This window comes from Microcoleus sp. FACHB-SPT15 (assembly GCF_014849525.1).
GTDB classification, from domain to species: Bacteria; Cyanobacteriota; Cyanobacteriia; order Cyanobacteriales; family Coleofasciculaceae; genus Symplocastrum; species Symplocastrum torsivum.
In genome coordinates, this window is record NZ_JACJNU010000020.1 from 1 (window position 1) to 25,206 (window position 25,206).

20 protein-coding genes are annotated in these 25,206 nt (G+C 44.9%); 10 read left to right on the forward strand and 10 right to left on the reverse strand.

Going from position 1 to position 25,206, the window contains the following annotated elements; all coding sequences use genetic code 11:
* Both H6F98_RS06615 and H6F98_RS06620 read right to left on the reverse strand, forming a co-directional pair.
* The coding region (locus tag H6F98_RS06615) for a helix-turn-helix domain-containing protein (RefSeq protein ID WP_192217880.1) at positions 1–257 on the reverse strand (257 nt) is incomplete at its 3' end.
* 218 nt (positions 258–475) lie between these two features.
* A complete protein-coding gene (locus tag H6F98_RS06620) occupies positions 476–3,001 on the reverse strand; it encodes a GAF domain-containing protein (protein WP_242058418.1) in 2,526 nt (841 codons plus the stop codon).
* A gap of 67 nt (positions 3,002–3,068) precedes the next feature.
* Between H6F98_RS06620 and H6F98_RS06625 the strand changes: the two genes are divergently transcribed.
* From H6F98_RS06625 to H6F98_RS06665, 9 genes are all read left to right on the forward strand, one after another.
* Entirely contained in the window at positions 3,069–3,281 is a 213-nt protein-coding gene (locus H6F98_RS06625) for a hypothetical protein (RefSeq protein WP_192217881.1), read from the forward strand.
* 359 nt (positions 3,282–3,640) lie between these two features.
* Complete coding sequence (locus H6F98_RS06630; protein WP_199348333.1) at positions 3,641–6,670, forward strand: response regulator; 3,030 nt, start codon at positions 3,641–3,643, stop codon at positions 6,668–6,670.
* A 9-nt stretch (positions 6,671–6,679) separates the two neighbouring features.
* Complete coding sequence (locus H6F98_RS06635) at positions 6,680–8,110, forward strand: sensor histidine kinase (RefSeq protein ID WP_192217882.1); 1,431 nt, start codon at positions 6,680–6,682, stop codon at positions 8,108–8,110.
* Positions 8,111–8,122: 12 nt separating this feature from the next.
* A complete protein-coding gene (locus H6F98_RS06640; RefSeq protein ID WP_192217883.1) occupies positions 8,123–8,512 on the forward strand; it encodes a response regulator in 390 nt (129 codons plus the stop codon).
* Positions 8,513–8,514: 2 nt separating this feature from the next.
* Entirely contained in the window at positions 8,515–9,876 is a 1,362-nt protein-coding gene (locus tag H6F98_RS34390) for an adenylate/guanylate cyclase domain-containing protein (protein WP_192217884.1), read from the forward strand.
* A gap of 276 nt (positions 9,877–10,152) precedes the next feature.
* Positions 10,153–11,601, forward strand: coding sequence for a signal recognition particle protein (ffh, locus tag H6F98_RS06650; RefSeq protein WP_192217885.1), 1,449 nt, complete (start codon positions 10,153–10,155; stop codon positions 11,599–11,601).
* A gap of 136 nt (positions 11,602–11,737) precedes the next feature.
* Positions 11,738–11,986, forward strand: a complete 249-nt coding sequence (gene rpsP / locus H6F98_RS06655; protein WP_192217886.1) for a 30S ribosomal protein S16 — start codon at positions 11,738–11,740, stop codon at positions 11,984–11,986.
* A complete protein-coding gene (locus tag H6F98_RS06660) occupies positions 11,961–12,374 on the forward strand; it encodes a KH domain-containing protein (protein WP_192217887.1) in 414 nt (137 codons plus the stop codon). Before rpsP ends, H6F98_RS06660 begins: the two co-directional genes overlap by 26 nt.
* A gap of 143 nt (positions 12,375–12,517) precedes the next feature.
* Positions 12,518–13,480: a PhoH family protein gene (locus H6F98_RS06665; RefSeq protein WP_192217888.1), complete on the forward strand. Its 963-nt coding sequence runs from the start codon at positions 12,518–12,520 to the stop codon at positions 13,478–13,480.
* 133 nt (positions 13,481–13,613) lie between these two features.
* Here H6F98_RS06665 and H6F98_RS06670 read toward each other — a convergent pair whose 3' ends face one another.
* Positions 13,614–16,811, reverse strand: coding sequence for a CHAT domain-containing protein (locus H6F98_RS06670; protein WP_192217889.1), 3,198 nt, complete (start codon positions 16,809–16,811; stop codon positions 13,614–13,616).
* A gap of 461 nt (positions 16,812–17,272) precedes the next feature.
* Here H6F98_RS06670 and H6F98_RS06675 point away from each other — a divergent pair, with 461 nt between their 5' ends.
* On the forward strand, positions 17,273–18,112 hold the full coding sequence (locus tag H6F98_RS06675; protein ID WP_396810850.1) for a DUF6816 family protein: 840 nt from the start codon (positions 17,273–17,275) through the stop codon (positions 18,110–18,112).
* Between the two features lie 388 nt (positions 18,113–18,500).
* Here H6F98_RS06675 and H6F98_RS06680 read toward each other — a convergent pair whose 3' ends face one another.
* The 7 genes from H6F98_RS06680 to H6F98_RS06710 form a co-directional block, all read right to left on the reverse strand.
* The gene (locus H6F98_RS06680; protein WP_192217890.1) at positions 18,501–19,634 is read right to left on the reverse strand and encodes a geranylgeranyl reductase family protein; all 1,134 of its coding nucleotides are present in this window, start codon (positions 19,632–19,634) and stop codon (positions 18,501–18,503) included.
* Between the two features lie 155 nt (positions 19,635–19,789).
* Complete coding sequence (locus H6F98_RS06685) at positions 19,790–20,227, reverse strand: DUF6918 family protein (protein ID WP_192217891.1); 438 nt, start codon at positions 20,225–20,227, stop codon at positions 19,790–19,792.
* A 655-nt stretch (positions 20,228–20,882) separates the two neighbouring features.
* Positions 20,883–21,431, reverse strand: a complete 549-nt coding sequence (gene frr / locus H6F98_RS06690; protein ID WP_192217892.1) for a ribosome recycling factor — start codon at positions 21,429–21,431, stop codon at positions 20,883–20,885.
* On the reverse strand, positions 21,418–22,146 hold the full coding sequence (gene pyrH / locus H6F98_RS06695) for a UMP kinase (protein ID WP_192217893.1): 729 nt from the start codon (positions 22,144–22,146) through the stop codon (positions 21,418–21,420). The genes frr and pyrH overlap by 14 nt, the downstream gene beginning before the upstream one ends.
* Positions 22,147–22,222: 76 nt before the next feature.
* Entirely contained in the window at positions 22,223–22,780 is a 558-nt protein-coding gene (locus H6F98_RS06700) for a thioredoxin family protein (protein ID WP_192217894.1), read from the reverse strand.
* Between the two features lie 96 nt (positions 22,781–22,876).
* Positions 22,877–23,785 carry an agmatinase gene (speB, locus tag H6F98_RS06705; RefSeq protein WP_192217895.1) on the reverse strand — a complete coding sequence of 303 codons (909 nt, stop codon included), beginning with the start codon at positions 23,783–23,785 and terminating at the stop codon, positions 22,877–22,879.
* A gap of 668 nt (positions 23,786–24,453) precedes the next feature.
* A complete protein-coding gene (locus tag H6F98_RS06710) occupies positions 24,454–24,948 on the reverse strand; it encodes a DUF4365 domain-containing protein (protein WP_192217896.1) in 495 nt (164 codons plus the stop codon).
* Positions 24,949–25,206: the final 258 nt, after the last annotated feature.

A 25,206-nucleotide genomic window follows, 5' to 3' on the forward strand; every position in this document is an offset into this window, starting at 1 on the left:
ATTTGAGGATTGGACTTTTTCGCCTCAGTTAACGCTTTCTTTTGTTTGTAGTAATCAGGATATGGCGTATCGGCTGGAATGATGTATTCGGACTGGAGAGAGCAGGCATTAACGTCACACTTCCTGGAATTTATCCAGTCTCTGCGTTCTCGCACCGCATAATTGTATACACGCCGGCAGGTTTCCAGCCATTCAAGCATCTGGACTTCCTGTTGGGCGCTTGGATAAATACGGTAGCGGTAAGTTAATGTCAGCATCAACCTATCGTATCATGTTTAGGGAAGTTATCAGCACTCCCTAAGTATTTATGGGTTGGCGGAAGTATGGAGCCAACCCGCCAGAGCCATCCCGACGCTCAAATGATGCGAGGTACTCGCTCTTAGGCTCGATGTGTCCCCGCCATTTAGACCGGAGCTTTAGTGAGGACGGGGCTTACGGCGTTTTTGCTAAGGGCGTGTTAATGTTAACTGCCCTTCTACGATTCATCTATTGATTCCTCTTCTGTCTCCATTTCCAGTAGAGGGTTGGAGCTTTCTTGTAAATCGTCGGTATCTGTAGTTTGCTCTGGGGCAGGTAAAACACGGACACGGGCAAACCTTAGCCCAGTGATGCCTTGTAGCGGTTCGACAGTACCCAGTTGGATTTCTGTATCTACCCAGCCCTCTCGCCCTAAGTAGCGTAAGTATTGTTGATATTCTGTCCACTCTTCTTCAGTGGAATAAACTAGGGTAAGCATTCCGGGTTGGGTGATGCGAGTCCGTGCTTGCTCATCAACGGCTTTATCAATTCGCTTTTTAACAATTTCATAGCGGATATCGCGTGTTCCTCTCACCTCAAAGAGTTTTTCTGTGTTTTCGTCATGCAGAATATCCACTGTGAGGTCTTGAACTAAAACTAGATGGGTTACTTCTAGCTGGGTATCGTAAAGGCTTTGAAAATTGAAGGCGGTTCGAGCGCAGTCACAAACAGCGCGTAGCTGTTCGTAGCGCAGACTACGCAAGTGGTAAGCGGAAAACTTGGAGTCAATTGATTCCCCCACGTACATCATGTGGTTGATGCCATCCGTTGATTCAACGTCACAGTAATGGGGGATGATTTGCTGCATCCGCACTTGCCAGCGCTCCCAGGTTTGCTTTAAGAGGCTGTTAATCTTACTAATTGTTTGGTCATAGCGGGCGCGGGACACATAAACTGATTTATGGTCATTGCTGCAACTTTTACGGTAAGCTTCGACGGCGGCAAGTGCTTCTGGGCCACATTGAGCAAAGTAGTCTAAGTAGACTTCCAGGCGATCGCTTAAAATTCTCAGTGCTGTGACTTCAGCATCGACAGTCACTCGTTCTTTAACTTGTTCAATATATTCCAGTAAATCGAGTTGTAGTTGTTTCCCTAAAGAACTCTCTTGAAACTGGCAAACCGCTTCCACTACTCGTAAACCAAGCTGGAATTGTTCAAGCAAATCGTCTTGGATCGAGCGGTTGCGCTCTTCGGATGAACCGCGAATATCAGAGATACCATAGAGTGGATAAACGTTTGCAAAGACAATTGGTTCTGGTGGCAAACCCCAGCTACGCCGTTCGGCTTCTTGCAAAAACCGCCACTCTACTGAGGGATGAATGTTGGTAAGACGCTGCTGAATCGCTTGGCGTAGGGCGGCAGTAAAAGCAGGCATCAATTCTTCAGCGTACTTACAGTCGAGTCCGTCAAAGCTATGGGGGCGATCGCTCATTAGCCCAACAATTCCCGCTAGTTGCCGCGTTCCCTTCGATCTCATCGTTCTGACGACCAAAGGAATCAGCAATAACGAGCGAACTCCCTGATTCAAAAGCGATCGCTCACAATCTGTGTGGCAATCCAAGCTCAAATCAGGAACGTTCCAAACCCGATTTGCCTCAGCGGCTCTTAAAAAATGTGACCCTGAGAGGGATGCCATTGAGTAAAGAGAGGTTCTCAATTCCTTGCGTTCCGTACCCATAAATAGCCGCGTCTGCTCATTTTCTACGCTGAGGATTAAGCTATTGCTGGCGCGAAAAAGCGATCGCAAACGTTTATTAATCCGGCGAAATTTATCTGGACGGAGAATCGAGTCACGGTCAATCAATAGCCCAATAATGTGTCGAATTGTCTCCCGTTCTGTAACATCTGAGCCTTCTAAAAGTAGCTGTCCTGACAATTGATAATTATCCAAACGCAGCCGATGCCGCCAAGCTTGTAACTGAGCCGAGTCAATTAACCTGGCAGAACGATCTTCCTCTAGAAGTTGCTCCAAATCCAAATCTGCCAACTCATCCACATGGGAATCCATACGAGCAATCGTTAGCTGATCAGAACGGAAGGCAAACTCAATAAAACGTGGTTCTGGATAGAGAGGACTCCTTAGAGAAATAATTACGGGTTGATCGAGTAGCCGCAAACGAGGAACCGTAATTCTATAAATATCTCGCAGGACTAAATGCAATACATGCTGTCGGTATAACGAGTCAACCGCTGTCCCTTTCATTTCGGGTAACAAATCCGGTAATCGAATTTCTCGATCCGCTAAATCTGCGTAAGTCCCTGCAATGCCCATCATGCTGCAAAAATAGTCATTGGCATACCGCAGCGTAAACGTACTCGGTTCCACTACTGCCATCAACAACTGGCTGTGGCGTTGGAAATGAATTAGCCAATCCAACTCGCGTACTGTGTCTGTTACGAGTTGTCTGTTGTCTGTTGTTTGGTCCTCGTTGGCGGCTGGGAACAAATCGCAATCTTGTTGCGAATTATCCCTCTTCACAGACGATTGACCATTCTGAAGCTCTCCTCCAGAATTCGGTAGTGCGGTTACTTCGTGACCACTGACCAGTTGTGCCTGATGCTCAGTTAAGTTCTTATATTGCTCAGGTGCTGACTCTGAAGAGGCACTGGAGTTCGCTTGTTGGGTTTGTGCATTGGTAGAGGGTTTTAAGTTTTTCGCCTGTTGGTCTTTCCCTAAATTGGAGCTTGGCTTACGGGTAGGCATGAGAAAAGTATGATTAAGGGCAGCGTGTCACCGTTGGCTTTGTCGCAAGCTTAGTAATGAACGACGAATGAAAATAGTTGCACCTGTTCACACGAGGTTGCTAACACTTCTCTTACTCAACCCATCAGCGATCGCTTTTCAGCCGATTGCAGAATACTTCTCACAACGATTAAGGGGCATATCCCCACCCGCATCAGTCGAGCTAGCAATCGTTGGGTTGAGGAGAACACACCCTACTTCCAATACTCTAACTTCAGGAGCAATTGATCTTCCAGGTTAAAGGGAAGGCAGAGGGCAGAAACTCTTTCATAAAAGCCCTCTCCCTTTTTTGCTCAATAACCCGGTGCTGCCCTTACCCTACAGCAGAGAGATTAACGGCTGACTTTACCCATTTGCTATCAGAGGAGGCTAAATTAATAGCATCTTTCTGATTTCATCTAAGTTTCGACGTATTTATTAACAAGAGTAGTAGTTAATGTCTTGTTGTGAGCGTTAACCTAGCTGCTGCCCAAATCCCAAATATCTGCTATTACGCCCAATGTGCGATCGCTATCTCGAAAGCGAAGGGCACGGCTGGGCTAAATTTTGCATTTCTGTCAAGTGAGACTTCTAATCTTTAAAAAACTGGAAATTGTCCCCTTGAAAAAAAAACTACGCAGCGTACTAACCCGACAAGCTAGCTTGATTGGCTTACTTCTCATTTTCCTTTTGCCATTCGGCGTAGTCGTTTATCAACTGATAGCAGAAATTGATCAGAGAATTAACTTCGCCGAAAAGGAAAGGCTGGGACTTCAGTACAACAATCCTTTAAGAAAGCTTTTAGAGGATATGCAACAGCATCGAGGTATGGTTTATGGTTATTTGAATGGAGAAAGTTCTTTTAAAAAACAAATTATCTTCAAGCAGTTTCAAATCGAAGAAGATATCAAAGCCATCGATGCAGTCGATCGCCAGCTAGGTGCCACACTTATAACGACAGAGCGCTGGATGGCGCTCAAGAAAGATTGGCAGATGCTCAAAGGCAAAGTCTTGAAGTTGAGTCCAAAAGAAAGTTTTGATGCACATACTGCACTAATTGCTGATATTCTCTCGCTAATGTTTCATGTCGGAGATACTTCAAATTTAATTCTCGATCCGGAGCTTGATAGTTATTATCTGATGGATGCTGTGGTTACCAAGCTCCCTTCGATGGCTGAAGAAATAGCTCAAATACGAGGGTTGGGTACAGGTGCGATCGCAAAACAGAATATCACTACAGATGAACAAACAAAACTTGCAATTTTATTAGGCTGGATAGAATCTCCGATAAAATCATTACAGCGAGGATTACAAGTCTCTAAAAGAGAAAATAACGATCTCAAAAATAAAATAGATGCTTACACTCAAGAAAGCTTCAAGTCTGTAGATACATTTCTAGATTTAGTTGAAAAAGAATTAATTCGCTCTCAAAGTATTGACATCCGGGCATCTGACTATTTTGTGGCTGGGACAAAAGCCATAGATGCTCAATATACACTTTATGATGTCCTGTCTCCTGAGCTAGATGGATTATTGCAAGAACGCATTAAGGGTTTTTCTAGAAAAAAATATCTAGTGCTAGCTTTTTCCCTACTAGTATTGGGAACCATCATCTACGTTTTGATTGCATTTGCAAGCAGTCAAAACAAGCGCAAGCAATCTGAGAATGCACTACGGCAAGCAGAAGAGAAATACCGCACCATTTTTGAAAATGCAATTGATGGGATTTTCCAAACAACACCTGATGGGCATTACCTCAGCGCTAATCCTGCACTCGCACGTATCTACGGTTACTCCTCACCCGAAGAACTGATGACAAGCCTCACCAATATTGAGCAGCAACTCTATGTTGAGTTCAATCGCCGCTCAGAGTTCAGGCGTTTAATCCAAACGTACGAGGCAGTAACGGATTTTGAGTCTCAGATTTATAGCAAAGACAGCAGAGTTGTATGGATTTCCGAAAGCGCTCGTGCTGTTCGTGACGCTAGTGGTAAATTGCTTCACTACGAAGGTACTGTTCAAGACATTACTCGTCGCAAGCAAGCAGAAGCAGAACTCCAAAATGCAAAAGTTGCGGCAGAAACTGCTAACCGTGCAAAAAGCCAGTTCCTCGCTAATATGAGCCACGAATTGCGCTCTCCTCTCAACGCCATTCTCGGCTTTGCTCAACTGATGGTCAAGAGTCCTACTCTTCCCCCCGAACATACAGAAAATGCTGGCATCATCTCTCGCAGTGGAGAACACCTTCTCAACCTAATTAATCAAGTATTAGACTTCTCCAAAATTGAAGCGGGAGGCACTAGTCTTAATGAGAAAAACTTTGACCTTTATCGTCTATTAGATGATGTGGAAGATATGTTCCACCTCAAAGCTGAGGATAAGCATTTGCAATTGATTTTCGATTGTGCTTCTACTGTTCCCCGATATGTTCGCACCGATGAGGTTAAATTACGTCAAGTCCTAATTAACTTACTCAATAATGCTCTGAAATTTACGTCAGATGGTGGGGTTTCGGTACGAGTGGGGTTGGGGGCTGGGAAAGAATCTTTCTCTTCACCAATTCACTATTCCCAAACAGTGAGTGAGGCAACCGTGCAATCTCCTTCCGATGCGCTTCCAGGTAACTACTATCATAGTGAGGGTTCCTCGCTGTCTCGCATTCCCTCCGAAAACCAGCATCACCCGATTACTAATCAGAAATCCCTAATCACCTTTGAAGTCGAAGACACAGGTGCAGGCATTGCGGCTGACGAATTAAACGGACTGTTTGAAGCCTTTGTACAAACCAAAGCTGGCAAAGAATCACAAGAAGGTACAGGCTTGGGGTTACCGATTAGTCGTCGATTTGTGCAACTGATGGGCGGTGATATTCGTGTTAATTCTGAAGTAGGGCGTGGCAGTATCTTTAAATTCGCTATTGCTGTCACTGTCGTTGAGGCTGAAGACATTGAAAGCAAACAACTGACACGCCGAGTTATTGCACTAGAACCGAATCAACCCCGTTATCGGATTCTTATTGTTGATGACAAACCCCTCAATCGCCAACTACTAATTAAACTACTCAATCCCCTAGGATTTGAACTTCAAGAAGCTTGTCATGGTAAAGAAGCTATTGAAATCTGGGATAACTGGGAACCTCATTTAATCTGGATGGATATGCGGATGCCTATTTTGGATGGTTATAAAGCGACCAAACAAATTAAAGCCACCACGAAAGGGCAAGCTACTGCCATCATTGCCTTAACGGCTAGTGTCTTTGAAGAAGAGCGGGCGATAGTCTTATCTGCTGGATGTGATGACTTTCTGCGTAAGCCGTTTCGAGAAGAAGACATCTTTACTGCGATGAATAAACATATCGGTGTGCGTTATATCTACGATGATCCAACAATTCCTACTGTTTCAACTCAGCCTCAAACAGAACTTAAAGAGGCTCTAAACCCAGACACGTTATTTAATTTACCAACCCATTTACTAGCTAATTTAGAAAATGCTGCTAGCTGCTCGGATATGAATAAAATTGATGGCTATATCGATGAAATACGCCAGTATAATGCTTCTATTGCTAATGCCCTAGCAGCATTAGCAAATGATTATGAGTATGGCAAAATTGTGTCTTTGATTCAAGAAACCAAAGATAAAACTAGTAATTAATCTTTTTTTATGACTTCCACTGAGAGCATCGAAGCAAAAGCAAATATCTTAGTAGTTGATGACACCTTAGCAAATGTGCGCTTGTTAGTCGAACTCTTGACGAATCAAGGGTATACAGTTCGACCCGCAAGAGATGGTTTACAAGCGCTGTCAACCGCTCAGAGTGTTCCTCTGGATTTAATTTTGCTAGACATCAATATGCCTCAGATGGATGGCTATGAAGTCTGTACCAAGCTAAAAGCCGATGAACGAACTTACAATATTCCCATAATCTTTATCAGTGCCTTGAATGATGTACTTGATAAAGTCAAAGCTTTTGGGGTAGGCGGGGTAGATTACATTACTAAGCCGTTTCAAGTGGAAGAGGTTTTAGCTCGTGTAGAAACTCACTTAGCTTTGCGACATCTGCAAAAAAGCTTCCAAGCTAAAAATGAGGAATTGTCAAATACCCTGCAACAACTAAAAGCTACCCAGGAAGAATTAATTTTATCAGAAAAAATGGCAGCTTTGGGGCAACTGGTTGCTGGGGTAGCTCATGAAATAAATACTCCCTTAGGTGCAATTAATTCCTCTGTCAGGAATATTGACAATTTTTGGAAAAACAACATCGAACAATTACCTAAATTTTTCCAAGAACTTTCCCCAGAACGTCAGCTTGATTTCTTTGCTTTACTTCAAAAATCAAGGCAACAAGAAATGATGTTATCGACTCGTGAACAACGTCACATCAAAAAAGCTTTGACTGAGCAAATCAAATCTTATGGTGTTGAGAATGAAGCTGAGATCGCTAATATGTTAGTCAACCTAAGTGTTTATGAGGAACCAGAAAGATTCTTAGGTCTTTTCAGCGAGTTAGATAGCCAAGATATTTTGAGAACTGCCTATCAATTTGGTAGCGTACAAACCAGTATCCGAACTATTATCACCGCTGTAGAACGAGCAGCAAAGGTAGTATTTGCCCTAAAAACCTATGCTCGGTACGATCAGACGGGTGAAAAGGTAGAAGCAAATATCATTGAGGGAATTGAAACTATATTAACCCTTTACCACAGCCAAACTAAACTAGGGGTAGAAGTCATCCGAAACTTCGATCGTTCCATGCCGACATTCCGGTGTTATCCCGATGAACTCAATCAAGTATGGACAAATTTAATTCACAACGCTCTACAAGCGATGGACAATACAGGAACATTAACTATTGATGTGATGCAACAAGACAATAGAGCCAGTGTCAAAATTACTGATACTGGCAAAGGTATTTCTCCAGAAATTATGCCCAAAATTTTTCAGCCTTTCTTTACTACAAAACCATCTGGAGAAGGGAGCGGTTTAGGATTAGATATTGTCAAGAAAATCATTGAAAAGCATCAAGGTCAGATCGAAGTAGAGTCTGTACCTGGTAAGACTACATTTACGGTATTTTTACCCATCAATAGTTAAGGAAAATACAATATGCCTAGAGCTGTAATTTTATGCGTAGATGATGAGGCTGTAATCTTAAAAAGTTTGGAAATTGAACTTCAATCCGCATTCGGTGATACTTACCTTTATGAATTTGCTGAAAGTGGTGATGAAGCTTTAGAAATCATTGATGAACTGAATGGTGAAGAGGTTCAGTTACTCATCATTGTTTCCGATTGGTTAATGCCAGGAATGAAAGGAGATGAACTCTTAATCAAAGTTCATCAAAACTATCCTAAAATCCATAAAGTAATGCTGACGGGACAAGCAGATGAGCAAGCAGTTGAAAGAGCAAAACAATATGCTAACCTTTACCGCTACTTGCAAAAGCCTTGGAACAGTCAGGAATTAATTGAAACAATTCGCTCGGCTTTAGCTTAGTCATGAAACAAACGGCAATTCTCTGTGTTGATGATGAACGGGCGATCCTGGACAGCCTGAGAATTGAACTAGAAAATTTCTTTGGAAACGAATACCTGATTGAAATTGCTCAAGACGGGGAAGAGGCTTTAGACATCTTAATAGAATTGCTAGAGGATAGCTACGAAGTCGCTTTAGTAATTTCTGACTATATCATGCCCGGAATCAAAGGGGATGAATTGCTAAAACGCATCCATGTTATTTCCCCAAAAACCCTCAAGATTATGTTGACCGGGCAAGCCGATCTGGAAGCGGTAGGTAATGCGATTAGTTATGCAAGGTTGTATCGTTATATTCCTAAGCCGTGGCACGATAAAGACCTAATTTTAACCGTTAAAGAAGCCGTCCATAGCTATTTTAAAGATAAACAGCTCGCGGAACAAAATCTACAACTCATGCAGATGAATTTGGAGTTAGAACAATTGAATCGTGAGCAATCTAAATTAATTGTACAACTGCACACGAATGAGCGCCACTTGAAACAGCATACGGAAGAACTCTTTCAACTGAATGAAGCTTTCTCTCGCTTTGTCCCACGTCAATTTCTCCAGCTATTAAATAAATCTAGTATTGTTGACATCCAATTAGGTGAGGCGGTACAGCAGGAAATGTCTGTCTTATTTTCCGATATTCGTGATTTCACAAGGTTATCGGAAAGCATGAGACTAGAAGATAACTTTAAGTTCATTAATGCTTATCTCAGTCGGATGGAACCGGCAATTAATGAAAATCAGGGATTTATTGACAAATACATTGGCGATGCAATTATGGCACTTTTTCAAGGTAGCGCTGATTGTGCTGTCAAAGCGGGAATTGCTATGCTTCACACGCTGAATGAATATAATCAGGAGCGGCAAAGTAGGGGCGATGTACCGATTCAAATTGGGGTTGGAATCAATACAGGTTCTTTGATGCTGGGGACAGTCGGAGGAGAAAACCGCATGGATGGAACTGTGATTAGTGATGCGGTAAATGTAGCCGCTCGAATTGAAGGATTAACAAAAAAATATGGCGTGTCGATGTTAATTTCTCATTTCACGTTTATGCAATTACAGAACCCGGAGAATTATGCAATTCGTGCTATTGATAGAGTTCAGGTGAAAGGAAAATCAGAAACCGTATCTCTCTTTGAAGTCTTTGATGCAGATCAACCAGAAATCCGAGAAGGCAAGTTAGCCACAAGTCAGACTTTTACAAAAGCTTTGTTGTTGTTCAAGTTGGGCAAGTTGGGTGAAGCTGAACAACTATTTGTTGATTGTCTACGGCAAAACCCCGGCGATCGCGTCGCTCAAATTTATCATCAACGCTGTCAACAGCTTCAATAGGAGTCGCTGAACTAGCGATCGCATTGCATCATCCAGCATTCAAACGATGAGTGCAAGCACAGACTGATTTTGGGTTTGCCAGTAGTCTGCTTGGTGCGAATGTCTCTAAATCTTGCCGACCCTTAACTACCGTATTTGTAGCCGCCTAGCCTCTTGAAAGGGTAGTGCGATCGCACAGCACCACAGTTACTATCGATAAACACGCTTTGTCTGTCAAAAGGTTGCCAAGAATACTACCTTAGTTAATACAGGGAACCTTTTAGAAAAAATTGACATATGTTTGATGCTCTAGCCGAACGCTTAGAAGATGCTTGGAAGAAACTCAGGGGTCAGGACAAAATCTCCCAGTCCAACATTCAAGATGCCCTGAAAGAAGTACGTCGTGCGCTCTTATCAGCGGATGTGAACCTTCAAGTCGTCAAAGATTTTGTTGCTGAGGTCGAATCCAAGGCGCAGGGAGCGGAGGTCATTTCTGGTGTCCGTCCTGACCAGCAATTTATCAAAATTGTCTACGACCAACTGGTGCAGGTCATGGGAGAAACTAACGTCCCCCTGGCAAAAGCCAATACCGCACCAACTATTGTGCTAATGGCAGGGTTACAAGGTACTGGGAAAACTACCGCCAGTGCTAAGCTCGCTTTACATCTTCGCAAGCAAGACTCCACTAGTCTCCTTGTTGCTACCGACGTTTACCGACCCGCTGCGATTGACCAGTTAATCACACTAGGTCAACAAATTGATGTTCCGGTGTTTGAACTAGGAAAGGATGCAAATCCTGTAGAAATTGCCCGTCAAGGCGTGGAACGAGCCAGAGAACTCGGTGTTGATACTGTGATTATCGATACAGCAGGACGACTGCAAATCGACCAGGACATGATGGGGGAACTCGCCCGCATCAAGGAAACCGTACAACCCCACGAAACGCTCTTGGTTGTAGATGCGATGACGGGTCAGGAGGCAGCAAATCTGACCCGGACTTTCCACGAACAAATTGGGATTACAGGGGCAATTCTCACGAAGCTAGACGGCGACAGTCGTGGTGGTGCAGCACTCTCGGTACGGCGCATCTCTGGGCAGCCGATTAAATTCGTTGGCGTTGGAGAAAAGGTAGAAGCACTGCAACCGTTCTATCCTGACCGGATGGCTTCACGGATTCTCGGAATGGGAGATGTCCTCACTCTGGTGGAGAAAGCCCAGGAGGAGATTGACCTTGCTGATGCCGAGAAAATGCAGGAGAAAATGCTGACGGCAAAGTTTGACTTCAGCGATTTCTTGAAGCAAATGCGGCTGTTGAAGAATATGGGTTCCCTCGGCGGTTTGATGAAAATGATTCCGGGGATGGGTAAACTGAGTTCTGAGCAACTGCAACAAGGGGAAACGAAGCTCAAGCAATCGGAAGCGATGATTAACTCCATGACCACAGAGGAGCGTCGCAACCCGGATTTACTCGCAGGTTCTCCTAGTCGCCGACGCCGGATTGCCCGTGGTTCTGGCTATGCGGAGAGAGATGTTAGCAATCTGGTCAGTGAATTTACCAAAATGCGAAATCTCATGCAGCAGATGGGTCAAGGTCAGATGCCGGGAATGGCAGGTATGGGGGGGATGTTTGGCGGTATGGGAGGTAATCAGCCCTCTCAAGCCGGATGGCGTGGTTACCCTGGAGGTGGTGGGGTTCCCAAGAAAAAGAAAAAGGAGAAAAAGAAAAAAGGATTTGGTCAGCTTTAGTTTGTTGTTCGTTATTCGTTGTTTTTGGTCTCTAGGGTTATCACCTCTTAACCAATGACAAATAACCAATAATTAAATACCAACAACCAACCCCCCGTAGATCGCTTAAAATCAAACAGGTGAATTATTCTGAAACATGGTCAAACTGAGATTAAAACGATTCGGCAAAAAGCGTGAAGTTAGCTATCGCATTGTCGCGATTAAAAGTGACGCTCGTCGTGACGGACGCCCTTTGGAGGAATTGGGATTCTACAATCCCAGAACTGATGAAGTAAGATTGAATGTTCCTGCCATTGTGAAGCGGCTCCAGCAAGGCGCTCAGCCTACTGAAACAGTACGCAGTATTCTTCGCAAAGCTAATGTCCTTGAACAAGTCGGTGCCTGAAACCCTGTCTTCCTCGCTTCACGAAGCAAGCCCTGATTATGTTGGTCTCGTCAGATTTTTGGTAGAGCCGTTTTTGGAGTCACCGCAACTTTTAAGCGTAGACTGCGAGAGGTCAAATACCAAAGATCGAGTCTGGATTAGGGTGGCTTTTGACGTGGCGGATAAGGGACGGGTGTTCGGTCGCGGTGGTCGCAACATCCAGGCAATTCGGACGGTAATTCAGGCGGCTGCTCAAGCTGCCGGTCAATCTGTCCATCTGGATATCTACGATAGTCAGGGGGGAGAGTCCCGTCGAGATGCTGCTCCAGGTGGTAGAGGGGGTGCCAAACGAGCGCCAGCAACGCGCTCATCAACACCTAAGCCAGCTCCTAAGTTCCGCTCGCAGTAGTTTATTGTGTGTCAGGGGTCAGGAGTCAGTCACGAATTTACTTGTTGAGAACAACTGACAACTGACAACTGACCGACGCTGCCTGCCGGACTTCATTTCCGGCAAAGGAAGCGCGGTCACCATAAGGTGACAACAACGAACAAATGAGTGAAGTATCAAAAGTAATTGAACTGTCAAATAGCGAAAGTGCGATCGCGCTAGCTGGGGAACGGGAAGAAAACCTCAAAATCCTATCCCGGCATACCGGAGCGTCTATCGTGCTGCGGGGACAAGAACTACATATTTCGGGAACAGACACGCAAGTTGAACGTGCCTCCGCTTTGGTGCGATCGCTAAAACCGTTTTGGCAGGAAGGTAAAAGTATCACAGGTGTCGATATCCTCACTGCTGCTCAAGCTCTAGATACTGATCGCCAAGACGAACTACAAGATTTACAGCAAGACATTCTGGCACGTACCCGTCGAGGCGAAACCCTCCGTGCCAAAACCTTCGGTCAAAGGCAGTACATCAAAGCTGTACTCAGTCATGATCTCACCTTCTGCACAGGTCCTGCTGGTACCGGAAAAACCTTTCTCGCCGTTGTTATAGCTGCTCAGGCTCTCCTAGCGAATCAGTATGAACGATTAATCCTAACGCGACCTGCTGTAGAAGCTGGAGAAAAGCTAGGCTTTCTCCCTGGAGACTTGCAACAAAAAGTCAATCCCTATCTGCGTCCTCTCTACGATGCTCTCCATGAACTGATTGATGCCGAAAAAATGCCCAGTTTAATGGAGCGCGGTGTCATTGAAGTTGCGCCTTTGGCTTATATGCGCGGTCGTACACTTAGTAATGCCTTTGTAATTGTTGATGAGGCTCAGAACACAACACCAGCACAGATGAAGATGGTTCTGACTCGTCTAGGTTTCCGCTCACGGATGGTAGTTACAGGTGACCTAACTCAAACCGACTTACAACCTAACCAACCCTCAGGATTAGCCGTTGCAAAAAAAATCCTACGCTCCACTGAAGGCATTGCTTTCTGCGAACTCACCACTAAGGATGTTGTCCGCAACGCTCTTGTCCAACGGATTGTTGCCGCTTATGAGCAACATGAGAAATCATTTTAACTTGTAATTACTTATTGGACTTATAGCGGTTTTCAGTTGGATGAAGCACAGATCAGGTCTGTGAAACCTAAACAGAGCAAGGAAAATCAAAAAGCTGATAGCTGATAACTGACGGCTTTTTGCTAACTCCTACCTACCAAGGCTCACCTACAAGTGTAAAACCCGCCCAGTAGTAGGGATGAGATAGGTTAGGGGTTCTTGATGCTGACAATCCTGGTGGTAAAGAAATGCTTTTTTTAAAGCTGTATAACTGATTATTCTCAATGCGAACTCTACCTTCCATCATTGCCAGTTGTGCTTGTCGTAACGCCTCACTTTTGATCGGCACCTGACTCAACTGATGATAAAACTCAGTAATTAGCCCTAAAGACCCCTGATCGCTCACGTACCAGAGTGTTGCTAAGGTCGAGTCAACCCCTGCTTGCAAAGCCGAACCCGCAAAACCTAACTCGGCTTCCCGATTGCCAAGCGCCGTTCTGCAAGCGCTCAGCACTAGTAACTCTACCGGAGGATCAGACAATTGCAGCTTCTCTAGTTCATTCAATCGAAGCTGGCTATTCCATAGTTGAATGTAAGAATTGTTTGGAGTTCCAGGCTTGAACTCAGCATGAGTTGCCAGATGGACAATCCCATATTCCTGCTGTTGTCGCTGAGCCTTCAAATTCTCTAGGGTAAAGCGATCATTGAGGAAGGATTTACCTTTCCATAGTTGCTGCGTAATGGTCGCTAACTCTACCTGAACCCCAGGCAAAGGAGCTTTATCAGTAAATTCTGATGCTCCCATAGCGAGAACTTGCAAGGGACGGATATCTCTGTAATCCGAATTAACTAAACTTAAACTCGGTACTAAACTAACGCTATACCGCTCAATTAGGAAGCCTTGACCATCATGAAGAGCAGCTACAGGTAGAGAGCGTAGACCTGCATCCATCGCAAATACTAAGCTGTCAATGTTTTGCGCTTGTAAGTCAGCTTCCAAAGGAGCAATCAACCATTTGTAAAGTTGCTGCGCTGAGCTTAGATAATTAGTGGTGTTAGTTTTGCTACGGTGGGTTAGTGCTTGCTGAAACTCATGAGTTGCAGCAATGACATTGGTACGATTGGTTCCCGGAACTCGATACCGAATCGGCTCACCCTCTGCTGTGACTACCAAGAGTTCTAGCTGGTCACTTTCCGCTTGCAAACAATTTCCCTGTTGTTGAGCTTGTCCCGTTGTTGCCTCAATAAGGTCAGAACGACGGTGACCAAACCGACGATCCACTTGAGAAGAAGGTGCTATCACAGCAACTCCGGAAGCGCTTGTGTTAGAGCTATTAGGAGTCGTTAATTCTGCTCCAGAAGCGCTAGCAGAAGACTGTCTAGCTGAGTTACTGTGTGAACCAGTTGCGGAAGAAGACGGAGATTGAGCTTGACATTGATTGTTCAGTGAGGCACCAGAAGTCGGTACAAAATTGACATAGATAACACCAGTTTTGAGACCTGTTACCTGCTCGATTTCACGAGTGCGATCGCGCACATCAGCCTCAGTGTAGATTTTGGTCTGTGAGTCTCGCTGAAGATATTCCTCGAATTCTTTCGTAAAAGCTTCTTCTAACAAATAAATAGGGTCGCTATCTTTTGCAGCCTGAGCCGTTTGAGTACCGGGTGTGTCTTGAGATGAAGCTGGCTGTTGTTCACTCGCACTATAGTTTTGGTCACCATCACCATCTGGAGATGTCGGGTCATCGTTGTCTGTAGGTGTTGGTTCCGGGTCTGTAGGTGTTGGTTCCGGGTCTGTAGGTGTTGGTTCCGGGTCTGTAGGTGTTGGTTCCGGGTCTGTAGGTGTTGGTTCCGGGTCTGTAGGTGTTGGTTCTGGGTTAGGGTCTGGAGGTGAATCCACTGGTAGGATGTTTATCTCGCCATCAGCCAATCCAAAATTTCTCGTATCAATCCTAGATATATCAATACTGGGGATATATTCACTAGCAAGCGTAAAGTCTACAGAACCAGCCTCACCTGTGCCTCGATTTGAAGCAATTATTTGGTCAAAAGTGATGTTCTCAGCGGCGGTCAACTCTACAGAACCCGCACTACCATCACCTCTATTACTAGTATTAATACTTCCTGTACTAATGCTGCCATTGGTGCTGATCAAAGTGACCGAACCAGAATCACCAGATCCCTCCTCAATTGTCCTGATATTGCCCGTGGTGATGTCGCCTAAAGCTGTAAAAATTACAGAGCCTGCATCGCCTTGATCAGAATCTGTAAAGATATTTGTAGTAGTGATACTCCCGCTTGGTGCGTTAATGATCAGTGACCGTGTAGTGGTTAAGGCTACGGCATCTGGATCATCAGCCGGAATATTACCAGTCAAGTCTGGGCTTGTAATTCTGATGTCCCCGTTAACGACAATGTCGCCAGTCGTCACCTCAAGCTTGAGGGCGACACCCTCATAGCCGCCATCCAAAGTCAGATTGCTCTGTGCGAAGATTGACGCTGAATCGGCTGTCACCTGATTCGCCACAACATCACCTGTTTCTACTCCAGCCACACCTGTCGTCTGGCTTGCACCACTAGCTGTAAGTAGTTGCGGCAATAGGGCTGCTGTAAGTGGCGCAGCCTTACCTTGAGTATCTACGGGGGGTTCAACCTCCAAAGCAAGAATCTGTCCGGCTTGACTAATCCGCACCCGACTAGTTCCGGGTATTGCTGCCACGGTAATATTGCCAGTTGAGGTGGTTAGAGAGCCAGTACTAACTACTGTCCCTCCGAACAGTCCAAGGTTTTGTCCTTCTCCTACTGCCAAGTTACCAGCATTAGTAATTGCAGCGGGTTGAGCAGCATCAAAGTAAAAGACATTTGGGCTATCAACAAGATTACTGTAGTCATTGTTTCCAAAGGCATTAAACCTACCGCCATCAAAGCCTATTCCAGTTGCTGTCGTGGCAAAAAATGAAGCAGGTACGTTTAGCTGAGCATTGGCACCGAAAATAATCCCCGCTGGGTTCATCAAGAAGAGGTTCGAGGTGCCACCTGTGACTTGAATCAGCCCATTGATGAAGGAAGGATTTCCACCATTGATTCGACCCAGAATGTTTTGAATATTGGGTTGGGACAGGAAATTAGCAATTTGACCTGCCTCTAGTCCAAACTGGTTAAAGCTGTGAAAAAGATTCGTTCCATCACTTGAAATCTGACCGCCAGTTATGTCAAAACTGTTACCGTTAGGCATTACATTTGTAATACCCTCCTCGGTATCCGGGGTAATCGGCTGTGCCTGAGCGGACATACTACTCAAGGGCCCCATCAAGAGAGAGAGGGCTGCCAGTGCCTGACTGATTCTACTCACAGCTCGTTTCATCTGGCTCATTTTTTAAAGGAAAGATGCCTGGAAAATGTTAGCTTTCTCTACTGCGGGCGAGTTACTATCACTGATACGACTAGGCACCAGGAAACTACTAAAAGCAAGCAGAATTGCCTTTTTGAGTTTATCTGTAATGCAGTCTATTTAAAGCTAAGGAAAAGACTATACAGCGATCTGTTAGTCAACTCTTCTATCTACGGCTACATTTAAACCCAGAAATACACCCCAAATTAGGTGCTGACTAGCATCTCCCGAATTTTATAAACATCAACACAATTTACTAATACCAGACTTTCAGGGATGTTTAGTAACTTCACTCAATCTTCATAAACTCAGTCTTATGGTCATCCTCTTTAAGAGATTTTCATAAGGTGGTAGAACTCTCGAACTGCACTATTGAATAATTGGTTAGAGCTAGGCAAGTATTTAGAGGCATTGACCAAGTTGTGGCAATTGTAAGATTCATTTGGGGTTCATGCTTGATTTTGGTTTTGCTGCTCTGCAGTGGTAAGGCACAAGCAGGACAATTAGCTGAGCGGTTAACGCAGTTTCCCCATTGGGAGAGTAAACCCCCTGTTAGCATGGCTGATGGGGATTTGCTGTATCCAGATTGGATGGAAGGCACTTGGAAAGTCACTAGCACGTTAGTCGCTCAGGTAGCACCGTTAGCACCAGAGCTAGTAACGCCAGGGTTTGACAGTAATCGCCGCTATCTGAATCAACCTGTGAATTTTTTGGTACGGTTTCAAGCGGTTAATGATTCAATATCAGCGATGAGAGATCACATCCTTCGTTTCCTCCCCTCCACCCCACAGGGTAGCTTTCGAGGTAACTCTTTCGTAAAACCTAACACTCCTGCTGTAGTGGCAGACCGAGCCTTCAATGGGTTGAATATTTCCAAAGCTTATCTGGGCGATCGCATAATTCGCTCTGTTAAGGTTGATCCTAATTCGTCAAATCGCCAAATTACGGCTTTACGCAATGGACACCAGTTAATCTCAGTGGTTACAGGTCGAGCAAGTGAAACGCCAAGCTCTGATCAGTTTATTGCCACAGAGGTTTCAACTCAAGTCTTTCGAGGCACAACTCAGCCTTATTTCAACGAAGTTGAGACAACGACAGCTTATCAACTACGAGAATCGCCTAATTTAGCGATCGAGGCATTGCAGATAACTGCCATTTACCTCTCACCTCAAGATGCTGATTATTTTAAAGCTCAGGGGAAACCCGTCGCTCTCTATCGTTATCAACTGGAGATTTTACCAGTGGAATCGTCCTCTACTTGAACCTAAAAAGCGCTGAGTGTCAAGACACGATGAGAAACAAAAAGCCGTGGGACTGGGAGTTCCACGGCGTTCGGCATGAGGAGTCTTAACTTACATTGAATTGTAGAGGTAACTGGCTAGGGGGAAGATGCTGGTAACGGTTTTGGTAACCACCCCATGTTTGGTCAACAGCAATGGGATTAAGTGTTTATTTTTTCTTAGTTGTCCAAACGCTGGTGAACATCATCAACAAACCGCCAATGAAAATTGCGATCGCTAAACCCCCTGCAATGCCATTGAGTAAATCAGTATTTTCCATAACTTAAAGAATGGTTAATGCTACTAGCCTATCAGCCTCTTTCTCCCCAGAAAGCAAAGCTCCTCCCCTAGACTAAGGATTGAAAACATTTCACCCCCCGATTCCAGGTATCAAGCTGCCTCCCAAGCGCTTGAGGGCACGATTGGCTACCTCTGAATAGCGTAATTCTCCGCACAGAATCTTAAGCATCGATTGAGTAGCAGTTGGTCGCTTAATACCGACTTTGTAGCCAACATGAGGAACACTGTAGAATGCTCCAGCTAAGCGTTGCGCCCACACCATATCGCTTCCCCATTCCTCGGTAATTACCTCGGTATATTTTTCCAAGGCATCTTTATCACCCGCTAAAGCCTTGTCAATTGCCTCAGCCGCTTTTAAACCGCTAAATATGGAAGGGCGAATTCCTTCAGCCGTGAACGGATCGACGACACATGCAGTTTCCCCCGCTAAAACAGCATTTTCGGTGTGTAGCTTCTGGTTACCGTCCCACAGGCAGATGCCATGACCGTACTGGTCATACGCATTGAGATCGATGTCGAACTGCTTGGCATACTCAGCTACCATCCCTTTAAGGTCTTGAGCGCCACCGCCTCGAAAATTCCCAATGCCGATGGAGTAACCGTCTGCTTTGGGGAAATTCCAGATGTAGCCATTTTTAACCAGACCGAAGTCAAAGTGAACTATCGGCTCTTGGTCTCTTGGAGCGGGGGTTTCTATCTCTATCGCTCCTGCCATACGTCGCTTGCGCTTCTGGAATCCGAGCCATCTTGCCATTGGTCCCTTTGCCCCGTCAGCAGCAATAATATAGCGACCTTCAACACGTTCATTAACTGTGTTTACCTGCCAAGCATTGCCTTTAAATTCAATGCCAGTCACTGCTGTTTGAGTGCGGAGTTCAGCACCCTGTTTTTGCGCTTGCTTGACTAAAAAGTGGTCGAAAACATCTCGCCGCACCATCCATACTGGTTCGTTCGTCTCCAGTTTCACGTCCACCGGATCGCCCATCTTCCAGGTGTAACGAATTTTATACGCTTTCACAGATACAGCAGGTGAAAAGTCAAAATCAAACCACTGTTGCACTATCGGTGAAACTCCGCCACCACAAGGCTTATATCGAGGTAAGGATTCTTTTTCCAAAACCACTACAGACCGCCCACGCTTAGCGAGGTGATAGGCAGCAGTGCCACCAGCAGGACCAGCCCCCACGATGATACAGTCAAACATTGCGCTTATGCTTTACTCCTGGCAGTACTGTAGCATTCATCTGACCTGGGCGGCTTGGTATAGCTCAACCCTAACAGTTGCAGGGTTGAGGCGCTTGAAGTCACGGTTCACTACATCTCTAGTGCAGTTTCCGACCACTCATAGATCAGTTTCATTCAACCCTTGGTGTAGTTATCGATTATCTTAGCTAAGCCCGGTACTGCCTCTTCCACATCACTCTTAGCTGACTTGCGGAATCTGTTATAGGCACCTCGCACAATCCCGTTATTGCTTCTCTCGATCCTTGCATCGGTGATGCCCAGCAGCGCGTCCGCCGCACGAGAACGGTTCTGGGTGAGATATCCAACTGGGTCACCTGTCTGTGCGCCCTCAGCCCAAATGGGATCGAGTGCGTCAAAGGCTTGGGGCAGAAGCCCATCAATAGCTGATGCAACATAACCGGGCCTAACCCCTTTGACGGTGCCATAAGCAGCTTTCATTCCAAGTCCGCCAATTCCGCCCTTCGCAGCGACCTGCTCGTCTATCAATTTTACGCAGTCAGCTACAACGCTCTCTTTTTTATTCGGGTCATTTAGACCGTCGCTAAGTCCCATTTCAATTCTCCTTAAATGTCAAAGTGCCTAATTTCTGGATTGTGATAAACTTTGCTGATGATATTTTCTGTAACTCCCGATATATTTAATTGATTGAGTAGATTAGTAAACAGAAAATTTTTGAGAGGTTAAATGCTGGTTTAAAGCTCACTGATAAACGCTGTAGACTAGCTATTTTGAGCGATTCCTCTCTCATCGGTTCAGTACTAGGTAGGTTTTCCCGTTTAAACTTTTGGAATTAATCCAAGTTTAGGGTGTTCTTATCTTTCCAAGGGTTTCACCATGATATCCGTATTTTTTGGATGTCATCTGCATGGTCTTCCTTTAGTTAGCTGACCTAACTAAATCATCAGTACTGCAACTTCAATAGTTACATAGAGTGCAAAATTTTCAGGTAACTCCCTAATAGGATTCACAAAAGCTTTACACTTCTTAGAGGAGTGGGAGAAAATGAATTTTCGTGTTCGTAAGCTCATGCCCCGCTTTAAGGTTGGGAGCTTGTCCTGTCACAGAAAAAGCAGAACTTCAGCTTGCTTGGTAGCCGACTGAAGTTTTGCTAGTGAAAAGTTATCCCTACTCCTTAACTATTGGCTTGCTTGGGGATAGCTTTTAAAGACCCGATCTTGAAGACGCAAGTCACTTGTGGCTGTTGGTGTTAGACAGTGGTAATATCTTTTTCTTTCTCTGCTAGCAGTTCATCAATTTTTGCTGTGTACTTATCAGTCAGCTTTTGAATCTGATCCTGGAGATCTTTCGCTTCATCCTCAGAAATTTCGCTATTTTTTTCTTGTTTGCGAACAGAATCAACAGCATCGCGACGGACATTCCGAACGGAAACTTTCCCTTCTTCTGCAAATTTTGCCGCCATTTTGACAAATTCTTTGCGGCGATCGCTTGTTAATGGGGGAATATTCAACCGAATGAGCTGACCATCATTGCTTGGGGTCAAGCCGATATCGGACAGGGAAATTGCTTTCTCTATCTGGTTTAGGCTGGTCTTATCGTAAGGTTGAATCATAATCGTACTAGCATCTGGCGTGTTAATGTTTGCCAAAGACTTTAGGGGTGTTGGTGTACCGTAGTATTCCACCTGCACCCGGTCAAGTAGACTCGCATTAGCACGACCTGTGCGAATAGTATTGAATGCGCGTTGAGTTGCCTCAACTGCCTTTTGCATACTAGTTTCGGCATCAGCTAACTTCACAAGAACCTCCCACAATTGTTCCAACAGCTTCTCCCTTAACAGCGCGGTGGATGTTACCCCGCACCGTAAGATCAAATACCATAATTGGAATATTATTTTCTTTACATAATGCGATCGCAGTGCTGTCCATCACTCGCAAGTCATGAGTGAGGACATGTCCATAAGTCAGGGTCTGAAAGCGACGAGCATTCGGATTGGTCTTCGGGTCAGAGTCATAAATTCCATCAACTTTTGTTGCCTTGAAGATGACTTCCGCGTCGATTTCTGCGGCTCTCAAGGCAGCCGTTGTATCGGTCGTGAAGAACGGATTCCCGCTTCCTGCTCCAAAAATCACGACCCGTCCTTTTTCTAGATGGCGGATAGCACGACGCCGGATATAGGGTTCAGCGACTTCTTGCATAGCGATCGCAGTTTGCACTCGCGTTGGTATGCCGATTTGCTCTAGACCATCTTGTAGAGTCATGGCATTCATCACTGTGGCAATCATCCCAATGTAGTCAGCCGTTGCTCGATCCATCCCTGCGGCAGAGGCTTTTATGCCTCGAAAAATGTTGCCTCCACCGACAACAATTGCCATTTGGACTCCATCGCCCACAACCTCTGCAACTTCCGCCGCAATGTCTTGAACTATGCTTGCGTCAATGCCGTAGCCTAGTCCGCCCATCAAGGCTTCACCGCTTAACTTTAGTAAAACCCGTCGGTATTTAATCCCCATGCTACGACTCTTTTTCTCTCAAAATGTCATCCACATAAGATAACAGGACAACGGTTTTATGTCTCTAGTTGGTTGTCTAGTGTCGCCATTGTATCGGGCAACCGATTGCTTCTGTTGACTTGGGCACAACTTCCTCTTCAGCGAGTAGAGCCGCAATCGCATTTCGCAGAAAAGTTATCTGCCTAGCTTCTGCATCTTGATGAAGACTATCATCAATTTGACCACTGTAGCGGAGAATACCTAAGTCATCAATGAGAAATGCCTCTGGTGTCTTCTGCGCTCCGAAGCTACGAGCTACGTCCTGAGTCGGGTCCCAGAGATATGGGAAATTCAACTGTCGTTCGAGAGCAAATTTTTTCATGTTCTGGAAGCTCTCTGCTGGATGTTGATTAGCATCCATCGCATTGATAGCGACTAATATAAACCCCTGCTTACAAAACTGCGTTTGAATTTGTTTGAGCCTGTCTATATAGGAGCAGCTATAGGGACATTGGTTACTGATGAAAACCACTGCCACGACGCTCCACTGTCTCAGATAGCTTGAGAGGTGGTGAACTTGATCATCAATTCCTGGCAATTCAAAATCCGGAGCATAGCTGCCAATGGGAGTGCCAGTCTTTTCCATGAGACTCATAGGACTTGCTTTTGGTGAACAACAATTCTCAGGTCGAAAAACCGCTCAAAATTTAAGGGTTGCAAGGTTGCTGCCAGGAATTTCTGCGGCATCTTCCTACCAGCCTTTTGTCGTAACTTGATAGCCAATCAACTTATAAACCAGCTTTGCGGCAGTAAATTGAGAGACAACAGAATCACCAAGAGGAGCGAGTTCCATAACATCACAACCAATAACTTGATGAGTTTCAAAGACTCGTCGAAGAAAGGTAGTCAGAGCGTACCAGTTTAGTCCTCCGGGTTCTGGCGTACCGACACCAGGAATGAGGGCTGGGTCAATTCCATCCAAGTCAATAGTAATAAATACTCGTTCAGTCGAGATCTGTGCGATCGCTTTTTCGATCCAATCAGGGTCTTTCGCAATCTCCCGCGCCCAAATCACTGAGAGCGACTTTTCCTTAATCAAATCAGCTTCTTCTTTGCAAACAGCACGAATTGCTATTGGCAACGTCGGCAGTCCCATATCCAAAATCCGGCGCATTACACAAGCATGGTTGTGGATTGAGCCTTCGTACTCATGGCGCATATCACCGTGAGCATCAATTTGAATCACCGTAAAGGGTTCTGAAGAGGCGAGACGGTAAGCATCAACAATCCCCGTTGTGATGCTATGTTCCCCACCTAGAGCAATCACAAACTTGTCATCTTGAATTAGCTGAGACACTGTATCACGAGTGACACTGAGCATCTTTTCCGCAGAAACCGATTGCCCATCACGGGTATCAGCAATTGAAGAGTGAGTGTAAATCCGGGCATCCCAACAGGTTTCCCTATCTAACTCATCATCGTAATATTCCAGTTGCACCGATGCTTCTAAAAGGGCATCTGGCCCATTTTCACAGCCTTTCCGGTATGTCGTTGTTGCTTCGTAAGGAATCGGTAAGATGACCACTCGCGAAGCTTCATAGGAGGATTTAATGTCTGAGCCGAGGAAGGGTTGAACAGCGGTAGATGTTTGCACCAACATGGACATGGAAGGAACACAAAAAAAGAATTTGCCAGAGCTATCGTGACATATTCCCAGAGCTAGATGCAAAGGGAAAACTTGTAAAGGGCTGCTTTGGGTTTACAGCCTGTCGAGCGTGATTTACAAGAAACCACTGAATTTTAATTTGGGCTATCGCTATAATTTGCTACTCAAACAACAATTTCTTGCATTTGGGATGTGGTGCCTCACCAACCAAACTGAGCGACTCTCTAAAGAGTAGGGCAAGTCTTCCTGTTGAAAAATCAGTGGAAAGCCAGGTTTTTAAAATCCAAACTTAATACTAAAGGCTGAATGCCAGTGAGCCAAAAGCCGCTAGATGCAGGATAGCAAGATAGGGTTCTATCAAGCAGTAGCCGAAGAGAACCGAAATCCTGTAGAGATGTCCCGCCGGAATGTCTCAACGATAGTGTGCATTCAAAGGGATTTGATATAACAAAGCGCTGAGCCTATGAATCTTCATCGATAAATAGCCGAATCAGGCTCATGCGAGTTGTCCCATCTCGGCAGCAAGTTTCTCATAGTGTGCTTTCTCAGCAGTTAAGGGACTCGCATCAAAATAATATCCCATCTAGATAGGCTTCATCTATGGATATTATTCTTTAGGGATTGGTACTTTATTTAAACGTGAGTTCCTAAGTAAGTTTGTGTTATGCGGCGGAATGACTTTTTGCGTCATACCAAGAATTTACATCATCAACTATCTGCCCGATTTCATATTCATCTAGAGGATGCCATCGCTCTTGTTCTATAGAACTAAGAAGTTGGTTCAATTCGCCAACAGGATATTTTATCCACTTGTAATAGCCCTTATCATTCTCCATAGTGAAAAGAAATACACACACAGGAAAGGGCAGATCTTGAAAATAGTTAGTTTCCTTTTGAGTGAGAGATAGTGAAAGCTTTTGTATATCCTTGAAAGCTTCGTCTTGACCTTTTACTTGAACACCGAAAACTCTTCCCGTCGGGAATTTATCTCGTACTATCGTTACTAATATATCGAGTCCATAATCAGCCGTCATCCTCATCCGCTCAATAACTAAATCCTGTCGGCGCGTGAGGTATACAACCGCGAGATGCTCGGCACGTTCATCAATAAAATCTTGCAAATCTCGCTTCATCACTGCTGCCACTTCGGATCGCAAAAGACTGATCGGAACGTTGGATAGGTGGGAGAAGCCCAGTATGCTGCCACCTCATCCCATAGTAGCGCCAATACATCTGGGTTAAGAGGGTATTGAGTACACAAACTTGAAAATCCTGTTTTGTATTCACCATTGGCTGACACAATAGACCTATCCTTAATAGAAAAGCTGTGGGATGATGAAAGAATAATTAAGAATTCCGTGCATCTAGTAATGACAAGTCCTTTGGAAAGAATCGAATCACATCCTCAAGAAGCA